Source organism: Synechococcus sp. SynAce01 (genome assembly GCF_001885215.1).
GTDB classification, from domain to species: domain Bacteria; phylum Cyanobacteriota; class Cyanobacteriia; order PCC-6307; family Cyanobiaceae; genus Regnicoccus; species Regnicoccus frigidus.
In genome coordinates this window covers 1,222,194-1,234,739 of sequence record NZ_CP018091.1, presented here as the reverse complement: position 1 = coordinate 1,234,739, position 12,546 = coordinate 1,222,194, and the positions used below count along the sequence as shown (strand labels likewise).

General features: G+C 68.6%; 11 protein-coding genes. 3 read left to right on the top strand and 8 right to left on the bottom strand.

The annotated features are described in order from the left end of the window. Positions 1–76 precede the first annotated feature (76 nt). Positions 77–934: a carboxylating nicotinate-nucleotide diphosphorylase gene (gene nadC, locus BM449_RS06545; protein WP_071802045.1), complete on the bottom strand. Its 858-nt coding sequence runs from the start codon at positions 932–934 to the stop codon at positions 77–79. A 111-nt stretch (positions 935–1,045) separates the two neighbouring features. Beyond that, positions 1,046–2,419 carry a tRNA uridine-5-carboxymethylaminomethyl(34) synthesis GTPase MnmE gene (gene mnmE / locus BM449_RS06540; RefSeq protein ID WP_233831184.1) on the bottom strand — a complete coding sequence of 458 codons (1,374 nt, stop codon included), beginning with the start codon at positions 2,417–2,419 and terminating at the stop codon, positions 1,046–1,048. On the opposite strand from mnmE, the gene BM449_RS06535 reads away from it, so the two are divergent. Beyond that, on the top strand, positions 2,391–2,888 hold the full coding sequence (locus BM449_RS06535) for a DUF2062 domain-containing protein (protein WP_233831276.1): 498 nt from the start codon (positions 2,391–2,393) through the stop codon (positions 2,886–2,888). The genes mnmE and BM449_RS06535 overlap by 29 nt on opposite strands. A 19-nt stretch (positions 2,889–2,907) precedes the next feature. Here the strand turns inward: BM449_RS06535 and BM449_RS06530 are convergent, their stop codons facing one another. From BM449_RS06530 to BM449_RS06520, 3 genes are all read right to left on the bottom strand, one after another. Next, the gene (locus tag BM449_RS06530; RefSeq protein ID WP_071800564.1) at positions 2,908–3,096 is read right to left on the bottom strand and encodes a hypothetical protein; all 189 of its coding nucleotides are present in this window, start codon (positions 3,094–3,096) and stop codon (positions 2,908–2,910) included. Positions 3,097–3,217: 121 nt separating this feature from the next. Next, positions 3,218–4,696 (bottom strand): YdiU family protein, encoded by a 1,479-nt coding sequence (locus BM449_RS06525; RefSeq protein WP_071800563.1) that lies wholly within the window; start codon positions 4,694–4,696, stop codon positions 3,218–3,220. A 27-nt stretch (positions 4,697–4,723) separates the two neighbouring features. Next, a complete protein-coding gene (locus tag BM449_RS06520; protein ID WP_083544441.1) occupies positions 4,724–7,090 on the bottom strand; it encodes a bifunctional (p)ppGpp synthetase/guanosine-3',5'-bis(diphosphate) 3'-pyrophosphohydrolase in 2,367 nt (788 codons plus the stop codon). 106 nt (positions 7,091–7,196) lie between these two features. Between BM449_RS06520 and BM449_RS06515 the strand changes: the two genes are divergently transcribed. Continuing rightward, entirely contained in the window at positions 7,197–8,840 is a 1,644-nt protein-coding gene (locus tag BM449_RS06515) for an ABC transporter ATP-binding protein (RefSeq protein WP_071800562.1), read from the top strand. Positions 8,841–8,844: 4 nt separating this feature from the next. Beyond that, positions 8,845–10,134 carry a chloride channel protein gene (locus BM449_RS06510; RefSeq protein WP_071800561.1) on the top strand — a complete coding sequence of 430 codons (1,290 nt, stop codon included), beginning with the start codon at positions 8,845–8,847 and terminating at the stop codon, positions 10,132–10,134. Between the two features lie 4 nt (positions 10,135–10,138). Here the strand turns inward: BM449_RS06510 and BM449_RS06505 are convergent, their stop codons facing one another. The 3 genes from BM449_RS06505 to BM449_RS06495 are packed head-to-tail and all read right to left on the bottom strand — an operon-like array spanning position 10,139 to position 12,449. Next, complete coding sequence (locus BM449_RS06505; protein ID WP_071800560.1) at positions 10,139–11,101, bottom strand: RluA family pseudouridine synthase; 963 nt, start codon at positions 11,099–11,101, stop codon at positions 10,139–10,141. Further along, entirely contained in the window at positions 11,098–12,066 is a 969-nt protein-coding gene (gene ylqF / locus BM449_RS06500; protein ID WP_071800559.1) for a ribosome biogenesis GTPase YlqF, read from the bottom strand. The genes BM449_RS06505 and ylqF overlap by 4 nt, the downstream gene beginning before the upstream one ends. Next, complete coding sequence (locus BM449_RS06495) at positions 12,066–12,449, bottom strand: universal stress protein (RefSeq protein ID WP_071800558.1); 384 nt, start codon at positions 12,447–12,449, stop codon at positions 12,066–12,068. The genes ylqF and BM449_RS06495 overlap by 1 nt, the downstream gene beginning before the upstream one ends. Between the last annotated feature and the right edge of the window lie 97 nt (positions 12,450–12,546).

The following is a 12,546-nucleotide window of genomic DNA, read 5'->3' as shown; positions in this document are numbered from 1 at the left end:
ACCCACCGCCACTCTGCCCATGCTGGTCTGGTCTGTCAGCAAGCCGCAACGGACTGGCACGTGCTGAAGACAAGGTTCAGGCGGCCCATTCTGTGAAGCGCATGCTGAGGTCGAGCCAGGGGGCCCGGGTGATCGGGGCGCTGCTGGAGATCAGATCAATGCCGGTGGCGGCGTAGGCGCGCAGCTGCTCCGGTTGGATGCCGGAGGCCTCCAGCACCACCCGCCCGGCCGGGCCGGTGGCCGCCAGTGCCCGCAGCCGCGGCACCAGCTGGGCCAGCTCCGCCGGGGAGAACTCATCGAGCAAGACCCCATCGGCCCCGGCCCGCACGGCCGCTTCCGCTTCGGCCGCGGTTTCCGCTTCCACAATCAGCCTTGCCGGCCAGGGGGCCGAGCCGCGCACCGCCGCCATCGCCGCTTCCAGCCCGCCGCCCCAGGCCAGGTGGTTTTCCTTGAGCATGGCGGCGTCATCGAGGCCGAGGCGGTGATTCAGCCCGCCCCCACAGCGCACCGCGTACTTCTCCAGCAGCCGCAGACCCGGTGTGGTCTTGCGGGTGTCAGCCAGGCGAACCCCTGTGCCTTCCAGGGCCGCCACCAAGGTGGCGGTGGCGGTGGCGATACCGGAGAGCCGCATCGCCAGATTCAGGGCCGTGCGCTCAGCGGCCACCAGCGCTGTCGCCAGGCCATCGAGCTCCACGAGCCGCTGGCCGGCCTGCACAGGCTCCCCGTCCGCCACCAGCAGGCGCAGCTCCAGCGCTGGATCCAGCAGCTGGAACAGGGGCTCCAGCAGCACGCCGCCGCAGAACAGGCCCGCCTGTTTGCAGGTCCAGTGGGCCCGGCCGCGGCGGCCGATCAGGGCTGGGGCCGTGAGATCGCCGCGGCCGATGTCTTCGCGCAGCCAGGCGCGCAGCAGCTCCTCCAGGGCCGGCTGGTCCAGCTGGGCCGCCGCCTGGAGGCCTGAATGATTCAGAGACTCAGGCAGCGGAGTCAAGGCTTTGCGCAGCAACGTGCTCGGCTCCATCCTGCTCAACGCCAGCCCGCTTCCGGCTCATTTGCCGATGCAGAAGCGGGCGAAAACCCGATCGAGCACCGCTTCGGTGACCTCCTCGCCGGTGATCGCGCCGAGACTTCCGGCGGCCTGGCGCAGATCGATCGTCCAGAAGTCGTAGGGCAACTGCTGGGCGGCGGCCTCCAGGCTCCGGTCCAGGCTGCCGGCGGCGGCGGCGGCCAGATCCCGTTGCCGCCCGTTCAGCGCCACCACCAGGCCAGGACCGAGGCTGTTGCCGCAGCGGCTGAGCAGGGCGGTCGCCAGGGCCTTGAGGCCGTCGCCATGGCGGGCGCTGATCGCCACATCGATGGCCGTCGCGTCGGCGTCTGGCAGCAGGCCTGGCGTCACCCCGGCCAGATCCGCCTTGTTGCCCACCACCAGCTGGGGCACCTGATCCGGCAATTGGGCGCGCAGGTCCCGGTCGGCCGTTGTCCAGCCCTCGGCCAGATCGACCAGTAGCAGCACCGCATCGGCCGTCGCCATCGCCTGATGACTGCGGGCGATGCCCAGCTGCTCGATCGGGTCGTCGGTGGGGCGGATGCCGGCGGTGTCCAGCAAGGTGAGCGGCACCCCTTCGAGCACCAGCTCGCTTTCGACCAGGTCACGGGTGGTGCCGGGCTGGTCGGCGACGATCGCCCGCTCCCGCCGGCTGAGGGCATTGAGCAGGCTGGATTTGCCGACATTGGGCCGGCCAACGATCGCCACCCTCAACCCTTCACGCAACAGCTGGCCTTGGCCGGCCTCCGCCACCAGCTCCTCCAACGCCTTGCGCACCTCTTCGAGAGCTGCCACCACCGCAGCACCATCGAGGGGCGGCAGGTCTTCCTCGAAATCCACCCGGGCCTCCAGCTCGGCCAATTGGTCAAGAAGTTGTTGGCGCAGGGCTTCGATGCGGCGCTGTAATCCCCCTTCCAATCCGGCCATCGCCAGCTGGGCGGCCCGGCGGCTGCGGGCCGTGATCAGTTCACTGATCGCCTCGGCGCGGGTGAGATCGAGGCGGCCATTCAGGAAGGCCCGCTGGCTGAACTCGCCAGGCCCCGCCCGGCGCGCCCCGGCCGCCAGCACCAGCTCCAGCACCCGCTCCACCACGATCAATCCGCCATGGCCGTGTAACTCGATCACGTCTTCGCCGCTGAAGCTGCGGGGGGCCTTCATCCACAGCAGCAGGGCCTCGTCCACCCGTTCATCCGTGGCTGGATCGCAGATGTGGCCGTAGAGCACCCGGTGGCTGTCCCAGGGTTGCTGGCCTGGGGCACGGAAGAGCAGACGGCCGATCGTCTCCGCCTGCGGTCCCGAGATCCTTACGATTGCCACACTCCCCTGCCCGGGCGCCACCGCCGTGGCGATCGCCGCAATCGTGTCGTCTGATCCCAACAGTCCTTCGCAACGACGCTCGCTGCAGTCTCGGCTGCGGCGGTGGCTGCTTTGGCTCTGGCAGCAGGAGGGCAGCCATGGCCAGCGGGCCCGTGGGCTGGCGGCCGGCATCTTCTGTGGCTGCTTTCCCTTCTTCGGGGTTCAGACCCTGCTCGGCATCGGCCTGGCCAGCCTGCTGCGTGGCAATCACCTGCTGGCGGCCGCCGGCACCTGGATCAGCAACCCCATCACCTACGTGCCGCTCTACTGGTTCAACTACCAGCTCGGCGCCTGGCTGCTCGGCCCCGGCCGCGGCTGGCCCAGCGCCGAGGTGCTGCAGCGAGAAGGGTTCTGGGAGCTGGGCTGGTCGTTCTCGAGCCGCTTGCTGCTGGGCTCCAGCCTTGTGGGCCTGGTGGCGTCCAGCACCGTTTCCCTGGCTTATTGGTATTGGCTGGAGCGCGAAGCACGCCAGCCGCTGACACCATCCTGAGCCGGATCCTGTGCCGGGATCAACCCTTGCCGAATCCAGGGCAGAGCATCAGGTCGATGTGGCCGCCACTGGGCTGACGCCACTCCCTGAACTCCTCGGAGAGGGCCCGATGTTCGCGCCGTTGTTGCACGGCGTCCAACTGCTGGAGCCGTTGATGGACCAGATCGAGGGTGTCGTCAATCAGCTGGGCGGCTTGTTCGGAAGTCATCGGGATGCATCAATTCGAAGTCTTGTTAGGGAAAGTCAGACAGATTCAGCTTTTTGGGGCTGTAGCGCAAAACACCCGGACTCGCCAGCATCGGCAGACTCAAATGATTCAAACCACGCGCTCAAACAACTGAATCCAGCCACTGATGCAGGGGTTGCCAGTCGTCGCGTTGATCGATCGCTTCCCAGAGGCGCTCCACCTCAGCGCGCACCGGGGTGATCGGTAGGTTCCAGCGCCGCAGGGTGGCGCCGATCTGGGCCTGCTTATCGGTCGGCAGGGCATGGCTCCAGGCCCACCAGCCATCGCGCCAGGCCTGCCAGGGGCCTCGGGGCGGTGGCGGGGCACCAGGCAGGAAGGGCAGGAGGGCTTCGGCTTCCTGGGGCACACCCGCGCTGCTGATCCGTGCCGCCAGGGCGGCGAAGAAGGAGCCGTAGGCCACCGGCCATTGCGCCAGCAGCTGCAGGGTGAGCGGCACAAGGTCGGGCAGCTCAGCGCCTGACCCCACCGGCTGATCGCCACCGTTTGGATCAACGCTGAGGTCGAAACCGAGGCGCCGCAGCAGGCGCAGGCGGTAGTGCTGGTCGTAGGCGGGGGCGAAGCGCTCGAGGCGGCTCACCAGTTCAGGGCGGGGCAGCAGCATCGCCAGGGGCTCCTGCAGCCGGCGCAGGTTCTGATGGCAGATCAGCGGCTGCTGGCCGTAGGCGTAGAGGCCGTTCTGGTCGAAATAGGCGGCGGTGAAGCCTGGATCCCAGGTTTCCAGAAAGGCGAAGGGGCCGTAGTCGAAGCTCTCGCCCGCCAGCGACATGTTGTCGGTGTTGAGCACCCCATGGGTGAAGCCGGCCACCATCCATTCGGCCGCCAGCCGCGCCAGCCGCTCCACCAAGGCGCCGTAGAAGGCCAGCAACTGGGGCTTCACGCCGGCGGGGCCATCGGCCGGATGGGCTGCCGCGATCTGCGGGTAATAGATGGCCACCACATGGCGCAACAGCCGCTCCAGTTGCTGGGGCTGGCCCAGGTGCCGCAGCCGCTCGCAGCTGCCGAAGCGCAGGTGGGTGCGCGCCAGCCGCACCATCACCGAACTGCGGGTGGGCGAGGGCTCATCGCCGCGCCAGAGGTCCTCGCCGGTTTCCACCAGGCTGAGGGTGCGGCTGGTGGACACGCCGAGGCGGTGCAGCGCCTCACTGGCGATCAGCTCTCGAACGCCGCCCTTGAGGGTGAGGCGGCCGTCACCGCCACGGCTCCAGGGCGTGGTGCCGGAGCCCTTGCTGCCCAGGTCCTGGAGGTGGCCGTGGCGATCGCGCAGCTGGCCGTAAAGAAAGCCGCGACCGTCGCCGAGCAAGGGGTTGTAGTTGTCGAATTGATAGCCGTGGTAGCGCAGGGCCAGCAGCGGCGTGCGCGCCTCGAAGCGTCCGTAGGCCGCCTCCAGATCTGCATCGCTCACCGCCGCCGGATCGATTCCCAGCTGGCGCAGCAGCTCGTCGTTGCGGAAGCGCAGGCGCGTCAGTGGAAAGGCCGCCGCCTCCACCACATCCCAGTAGTCACCCCCGAGGCCCTCGATGGCAGGCTCGAAGGGCAGGGCTAGCAGGGGGTTGGAGGGCATCACTGGCGTAGGAAGCCGCTCGACCCTTCAGCCGATGCCGGTGCGGCAGAGGTCGAGCACGTCGGCCATCGAGCGGATCTGGTCGATGGTGGTGCGCAGTTGGCCGGCACTCAGCAATTCCACCTTGAGGTCGACGCAGGCGGGTTTGCCGTAGGTGGTGCGGACGCGGGCGTCGCTGACGTTGATGCGGCTGTCGGAGAGGCGGGTGAGGATGTCCTTGAGCACGCCGACCCGGTCGAGCACTTCGATGCGCAACTGCACGGGGTAACGGCGGCGCTGGGGGTCGGTGTTGGGGTTCCAGTGCACCGGCAGGCGGCGCTCCACGGGGATCTGGTTGACGTTGGCGCAATCTTGGCGATGGATGGTGATGCCATGGTTGCCGAGGGCCACGCTGCCCACGATCGCTTCGCCCGGCAGGGGACAACAGCAACCGCCGAGGCGGTAGTCGAGACCTTCAAGGCCAAGGATCGCGCTGCCGCTGGTGTCGGGGCTGGCCAGTGTTTCGGCCTGCTTGCCCACCGAGCGGGCCAGATCCTCGTTGGAGAGCACCGGGGCGGCGGCTTCGCTGGCCAGCCGGATCTCCTCGCGCAGGCGGTTGAGCACCTGATGCAGGGTGACGCCGCCGAAGCCGAGTGAAGCGAGCAGGTCTTCGGTGCCGCCGAGATTGCAGCGGCGCGCCACCTTGGCGATCGCCTCGCCATTGAGCAGGGCATCAAAGCCGTTGCGGCCCAGTTCCCGCTCGAGCAGGTCGCGGCCCCGCAGGATGTTTTCGTGGCGATGGCTGCGTTTGTACCACTGACGAATGCGGTTGCGCGCCGTCGGTGTGCCCACGAAATTGAGCCAGTCGAGGCTCGGGTGGGCGTTCTTGGTGGTGATCACCTGCACGAAATCACCGTTCTGCAACGGTGTGGCCAGGGGGCAGAGCCGGTCGTTGATGCGCACGCCCTGGCAGTGATTGCCCACCTCCGAGTGGATCCGGTAGGCGAAATCAACGGCGGTGGAGCCGGTGCGCAGCCCCACCACATCGCCCTTGGGCGTGAACACATAGACCTCCTCATCGAAGAGGTCTTCCTTGATCGAGGCGAGATAGTCGCTGCTGTCTTCACTGCCGCCGTCCTGCTGCCAATCAACCAGCTGACGCAGCCAGTTGAAGCGTTCGGTGTCGCCGCCGCCGGTGGCCGGTGATCCTCCTTCCTTGTATTTCCAGTGGGCGGCGATGCCGTATTCCGCCACCTGGTGCATTTCGGTGGTGCGGATCTGCACTTCCACCGGCCGGTGGCGGCCGATCACGGCGGTGTGCAGCGACTGGTAGCCGTTCGGCTTGGGCAGGCCGATGTAGTCCTTGAAGCGGCCGGGGATCGGCCGGAAGGTGTCGTGCACCACGGCCAGGGCCCGGTAGCAGCCTTCCACGTCTTCGGTGAGGATGCGCAGGGCGGCCACGTCGTAGATCTCGTGGAAGGCCTTCTGCTGGTGCCGCATCTTGCTCCAGATGCCATAGAGGTGCTTGGGCCGCCCGCTCACCTCGCAGTGGCGCACTCCCGCGGCTGTCAGCCGATCCTTGAGCAGCCGCACCGTGACCGCCAGCCGGTCTTCCCGGTCGCTGCGCTTGCTGGCCACCTCCTCCTTGATCTCCCGGTACGACTCGGGCTCCAGCACCTTGAAGGCCAGGTCTTCGAGTTCCCACTTGAGGCGTCCGATGCCCAGCCGGTTGGCGAGCGGGGCATAGATCTCGCGGGTTTCGCGGGCGATCCGCTGTTGTTTCTCCGGCTTGAGCGCGCCGAGGGTGCGCATGTTGTGGAGCCGGTCGGCCAGCTTCACCAGCACGACGCGGATGTCGCTGGCCATCGCCAGGAACATCCGCCGCAGGTTCTCGGCCTGGGCTTCGGTGTGGTTGGTGAAGTGAATACCACCAAGTTTGGTGACGCCCTCGACCAGGGCCCGCACCTCGGGGCCGAAGTGGGCTTCCAGCTGCTCGGAGACCACCTCGGTGTCCTCCACCACATCGTGGAGGAAGCCGGCGGCGATCACGCAGGGGCTCGCACCGATGTCGCGGAGCAGGTCGGCGACCGCGATCGGATGGATGATGTAGGGCTCGCCAGTGGCCCTGACCTGGCCGTCGTGGAGCTGGTAGGCAAAATCGAAGGCCGAGGCGAGCAGGCCTTCGCCACTGGTGGGGATGGTGTGGCGTTCGCCCGGAGGCGCTTTTTCGATGCAGGCCTGCAGCCAGGCGGGGAGCTCCACGCCGTAGTCGGCGACGGAACGGAGTGTTTGGCGGCGCAGCTCAGGGCTCACCAACTCCGAACTCAGGGGTGGTGATGGCAAGTCGGCAGCCTCGATCAGCGTGGAGGCTTGGCCTCGTGGACGGGTGATCAGGGAGCCGGCGGCTTCAGTCATCAGAACGTTCTGATCTTCCCATCGTAGGCAAATCAGATCAGGTGTTCGTCATGGTGTGTCCAGTCCCCCATGCTGGGGCCGCCAGCGTTTGCCCGTTGCCCAGCCCATGACCGCCTCCAGCAGCGTCGGCCCGGTGCTGAAGATCGACGGCCTGGTGGTGCGCTACCCGGAGCCTGAGGGGTCTGGCGTGGGGGCTGCCGCGGGGCCTGCCGTGCTGGATGGCCTCGATCTGACCCTGGAGCCCGGCGACCGGCTCGCTTTGGTGGGTCCCTCCGGTTGCGGCAAGAGCACGGTGGCCCGTGCGGTGCTGCAGCTGCTCCCGGCCGGAAGCTCCTGCAGCGGTGGCCTGCTGCTCGCCGGTCAGGATCCCCGCTTGCTGAAGCGCCAGGCGCTGCGGCGGCTGCGGGGCGAGGCGGTGGGACTGGTGTTCCAGGACCCGATGACCCGGCTCAATCCCCTGCTGCGGGTGGGGGAACACCTCACTGACACCCTGGCGGCCCACCGGCCGCGCTGGGCGCGCCAGCGGGTTCGCCAGCGCGCCCTCGACCTGCTCGAGCGGGTGGGGATCGCCGGCGAGCGCTTCAACAGCTACCCCCATGAATTCAGCGGTGGCATGCGCCAGCGCCTGTCGATCGCCCTGGCCATGGCCCTGGAACCACCCCTGGTGATCGCCGATGAACCCACCACCAGCCTGGATGTGGCGGTGGCGGCCCAGGTGATGGCCGAGCTCACCGACCTCTGCCGCGAAAGCGGCAGCGCCCTGCTGCTGATCAGCCACGACCTGGCGATGGCCGGCCACTGGTGCGAGCAGATCGCCGTGCTCGATCAGGGGCGCCTGGTCGAGCAGGCCCCCTCGCAGCGCCTGCTCACCGAACCCGCGGCGCCGCTGACACGCCGGCTGGTGGCCGCGGCCCGGCTGCGGGAGGGCAGTGGCTCTCCTGAAACGAGCACCAAGCCGCTGTTGCTTGAGCTCGATGGTCTGCGCTGCTGGCATCCGCTGCCCTCACCGCCCTGGCAGCGTCGCTGGCTCAAGGCCGTCGATGGGGTCAGCCTGCGCCTGCACGAGGGCGAAACCGTCGGGGTTGTGGGGGCTTCCGGCTGTGGCAAGAGCACCCTCTGCCGGGCCGTGGCCGGCCTGGTGCCGGTGCGCGGCGGTGCGGTGCGGCTGCACGGCAAGAACCTGCGCGCCTTGCGTGGCCGGGAGCTCAGGCGGGCCCGGCGCCAGATCCAGATGGTGTTCCAGGACCCACTCGCCTGCCTCAACCCCGCCATGGCCGTGGGCGAAGCGGTGGCTGATCCGTTGTTGATCCATGGCCTGGCCGGCCGCAGCGAGGCCCGCGCCCTGGCCCGCCAGGGGCTTGAGGCGGTGGGGCTGAGCCCCGCTGAATCCTTCGAGAACCGGCTGCCCCGCCAGCTCTCCGGCGGCCAGCAGCAGCGGGTGGCGATCGCCCGCGCCCTGGTGCTGAAGCCGAAGGTGCTGCTCTGTGACGAGAGCGTCAGCATGCTGGATGCCGAAGTGCAGGCCGAGGTGCTGGCCTTGCTGCGCGACCTGCAGGAGCGGCTGGGGCTGGGGATGATCTTCATCACCCACGACCTCTCGGTGGCCAGCGGCTTCTGCCAGCGGGTGCTCGTGCTCGAAAACGGCCAGATCGTTGAGGAGGGGGTCGGCGAGCGGCTGCTGGAGCATCCCCAGGCGGCGATCACCAAGCAGTTGGTGGCGGCCTGCCCGCGCCTGCCCCAGCTGGCCTGAGCCCATGGGCAAAGCCTTCCATCTGCTGCGCATCTTCCTGCTGGTCAATGCGATCGGCATCGGCGTGGGGGTAGGGATCTGGATCTATGGCCAGGAGATCGCCGCCGTCAACGGTCTGCGCCTGCAGCTGGCCGCCGCGCTGCCTCGCTGGCTGGCCCTGCCCTTGGTGGGCTTGCTGGGGGGAGGGCTCGCCGGTGCCTTGATCACGGCCCTGGAGCCTGCGGCGAAAGGCTCGGGAATCGTGCAGGTGTTGCTCTATCTGCGGGGGTTCCCGCTGCCGATGGGCTGGCGGGTGGCCGTGGTGAAGTTGCTGGCCAGTGGCTTGGCCATCGGCAGCGGCATCCCGGTGGGGCCTGAGGGCCCCTCGATTCAGATCGGTGCCTCGCTGGCCAAGGAATCGGCCGATGCCCTGCAGACCCGCGGCTCCACCCGGCGCGTGGCGGTGGCGATCGGCAGCGGCGCCGGCCTTGCCGCCATTTTCCATGCCCCCCTGGGTGGCCTGGCCTACATCCTCGAGGAGCTGCTCAAACGCGCCGACATCCGCATCAATGCGGCCGCCACCTTTGCCACCTTCGCCACTGTGGCCTGGACGCGGCTGCTGGCCGTGCCCGGAAGCGGCCCCTTCTGGCTGAGGGAGCTGGGTCCGGTGATCCAGTATCCCAGCCGTCTCGATGAGTTCCGCCTCCTCGATCTGCCCTTCCTGCTGGCCCTTGGTGTGCTTGCCGGATTCCTGGCGATGCTTTATCAGCGTTGGATCCTTTCGATGCGCCAGAGGTTCTTCCGGCTGCGGCTGCCCTCCTGGCAGTTGCTGGCGCTGCTGGGCCTGCTGATCGGGCTGGGCTGGTCGCTGCTGCCTGCCTCCTTCGACAACGTCGACAAACTCGGCTTTGATGCCCTGCTGGGCCTGACCACCCCGTTCAAGTCGTTGCTGGTGCTGCTGGTGCAGGCGGTGGGCACCGCAGCGGCCGTCGCTGCCGAAGCGCCCGGCGGCATCCTCGCCCCGGCCCTGGTGGTGGGCGCCTGCCTAGGAACCCTGGTGCAGCAGCTCTGCTTGGTGCTGTTCGATTACGCCCCCACCACGCTGGTGTTCGCCGGTGGTGCCGCCTTCCTCGCCGCCCTGACCCGTACACCGCTCACGGCGATCCTGCTGAGCTTTGAACTGAGCAAGGACTACTCCCTGCTGCTGCCAATCGGTTTCGCGGTGCTCACCGCCATCGCCGTGGCCGATCTGTTCGAGCGCGAGACGATCTTCGACCTGCTGCGCCGAGAAGCGGAGCACAACATCGTTGGCTGATTGATCAGCCCCGGCGCAGCTCCGCCAGCAGCTTTTCGAAGATCGGCGGCAGGGGGGCCTCGAACACCAGCCGCTCGCCGCTGATCGGATGGTCGAGCCCCAGGCGCAGCGCATGCAGGGCTTGGCCAGTGAGGGAGATCGGCAGCTTGCGGCAGCGGCCGTAGGTGGCATCGCCCAGGATCGGGTGACCCAGATGGGCGCAGTGCACCCGGATCTGGTGGGTGCGGCCGGTGTCGAGCTTGAAGCGCATTAGCGAGTAGTCGCCCAGCCGTTCCACCAGCTGCCAGTGGGTGCGGGCCTGGCGGCCCTTCTCGAGCTCTACCACCGCATATTTTTTGCGATCCAGCGGGTGGCGGCCGATCGGTGCCTCGATCGTGCCGCTCTCCTCCCTGGGTACCCCATGGATTACGGCCAGGTAGTCCCGAGAAGCGATCCGCTTCTGGATCTGCACCTGCAGTTTCACCAGGGCTTCCTGGCTTTTGGCTACCACGATGCAGCCGGTGGTGTCCTTGTCGAGCCGGTGCACGATCCCCGGCCGCCGCTCACCGCCGATCCCCGGCAGGTCGGGGCAGTGGTGCAGCAGTCCGTTCACCAAGGTGCCGTCGCGGTTGCCCGGGGCTGGGTGCACGGTCAGCCCGGCCGGCTTGTTGAGCACGATCAGGTGGGCGTCTTCGTAGAGCACATCCAGCGGCATCGCCTCCGGCAGCAGGTAGGGGAGTGGCTCCGGTGGGGGCATCCACAGCTGCACCGCATCGCCGGGGCGCAAGGGCGTCTTGGCCCGTCCCTCGATCCCGTTGACCCGCACCAGGCCGGCTTCTATGAATTTCTGGATGCGGGCGCGGCTCTGCTCCGGCCGCTGGGCCACCAGCCAGCGGTCGAGCCGCATCGGCAACGGCTTGGGGTACACCAGGCTGACCAGCTCGCCCTCGCCATTGCCAAAGGTTTCAGCGCTGCCAGAGCCGGTCATGGCTGCTGTGGCTGGGGCGGTGGCGGCAGTTCCAGGGCGATGGCGCCGAGCAGGGAGCGGCGGAAGTCGTCGAGCAGGCGCTGGGCCATGCGGGCCGTATCGCCGCTGGTGTGCCGTGCCGCCGCCGCCTGCAGCCAGGCCCAGCCATCCACCACCGAGCGGCCATCGCCGGGATCGAGCCGACCGATGGGGACGCCATAGCGGCTCTCCACCAGCCCAGGGTTGAGGCCAGCTTCCGGGCTGCCCGTCAGGCTGTCGAGCAGGCGCAGGAAGGCGCCCGCAACGGCCTCGCCGTCATAGGCCGCCTGGCCGATGTCGTCGCAGAGGGCCAGCAGCAGGGCGGAGCGCTGATCATCCAGCCGTGGCGGCAGCACGCCGGGGGCGTCGAGCAGATCGATGTCCTGGCCGACCCTGACCCAGCGCAGGGTGCGGGTCACCCCGGCCCGGCGGGCGCTGTCCACCACCTTCTGGCGCACCAGCCGGTTGATCAGGGCCGACTTGCCCACGTTTGGGAACCCCAGCATCAGGGCCCGCACCGGCCGCGGCAGCATGCCGCGACCGGCCCGGCGGGCATTGAGCTGCCGGCCAGCCCGCACGGCTGCCTCCTGCAGTTGCTTCACGCCGGTGCCGGCCCGGGCATCGCACCACCAAGGGGTCTCGCCCTGGCTGCGCAGCCAACGGTCCCAGGCGAGCCGGGCCGTTTCGTTGACCATGTCGCGGCGGTTGATCACCAGCAGCCGCTGTTTGCCCTGCATCCAGCGCTGCAGGCGGGGGTGGCCGGTGGCGCGGGGAATGCGGGCATCACGCACCTCGATCACCAGGTCCACCTTGGCCAGCTGCTTGTGGAGCTGGCGCTCCGCCTTGGCGATATGGCCCGGATACCACTGAATCGCCGGGGCCGAGACACTGAGGCCATGGCCCGCCGGGATCGGACCCGCCGGAGTCGGGTCGACGACACGCTCCATCAGGGCACCACCAGCACCGGACAGGGGGCCAGCTGGATCACCCGCGAGGCGGTGCTCTCCTCGCCCGGCTCGAGGCTGAGGCCGCGGGTGCCCATCACGATCACATCGGCGTTGATCTCATCGGCCACATCGCCGATCACGAAGGCTGGTTTGCCCTGCCGTTCGATCACCTCGCAGGCCATGCCGGCCTGCTCGAAGTGCACGCGGGCCTGCTCCAGCAGCCGGGCGACGGCGGCGGCATCATGCATCGCCCCTTCCTCTTCTTCCACCACCGAGAGCACCACCAGCCGACTGGAATGCTGTTGGGCAAGCTCCAGGGCCACCGCAGCGGTGTCCATCGTCTGGCGGCTCTGATCGATGGGAAACAGAACAGTGCTGAACATCGTTCGAAGTCCGGCTGAAAAGGCGGGCGGTGGGATCTGACTCTCTTGTCCTAGCGCCCGCTGGGCCGGGGCCTAGCCTCGCCCAATCTTTTCCCCA

Excerpts from the sequence above, each read along its gene's own strand:
- BM449_RS06520 (WP_083544441.1), bottom strand. The coding sequence starts at position 7,090 with ATGACTGAAGCCGCCGGCTCCCTGATCACCCGTCCACGAGGCCAAGCC.
- BM449_RS06495 (WP_071800558.1), bottom strand. The coding sequence starts at position 12,449 with ATGTTCAGCACTGTTCTGTTTCCCATCGATCAGAGCCGCCAGACGATG.
- BM449_RS06505 (WP_071800560.1), bottom strand. The coding sequence starts at position 11,101 with ATGACCGGCTCTGGCAGCGCTGAAACCTTTGGCAATGGCGAGGGCGAG.
- BM449_RS06525 (WP_071800563.1), bottom strand. The coding sequence starts at position 4,696 with ATGCCCTCCAACCCCCTGCTAGCCCTGCCCTTCGAGCCTGCCATCGAG.
- BM449_RS06530 (WP_071800564.1), bottom strand. The coding sequence starts at position 3,096 with ATGACTTCCGAACAAGCCGCCCAGCTGATTGACGACACCCTCGATCTG.
- BM449_RS06510 (WP_071800561.1), top strand. The coding sequence starts at position 8,845 with ATGGGCAAAGCCTTCCATCTGCTGCGCATCTTCCTGCTGGTCAATGCG.
- ylqF (WP_071800559.1), bottom strand. The coding sequence starts at position 12,066 with ATGGAGCGTGTCGTCGACCCGACTCCGGCGGGTCCGATCCCGGCGGGC.
- BM449_RS06515 (WP_071800562.1), top strand. The coding sequence starts at position 7,197 with ATGACCGCCTCCAGCAGCGTCGGCCCGGTGCTGAAGATCGACGGCCTG.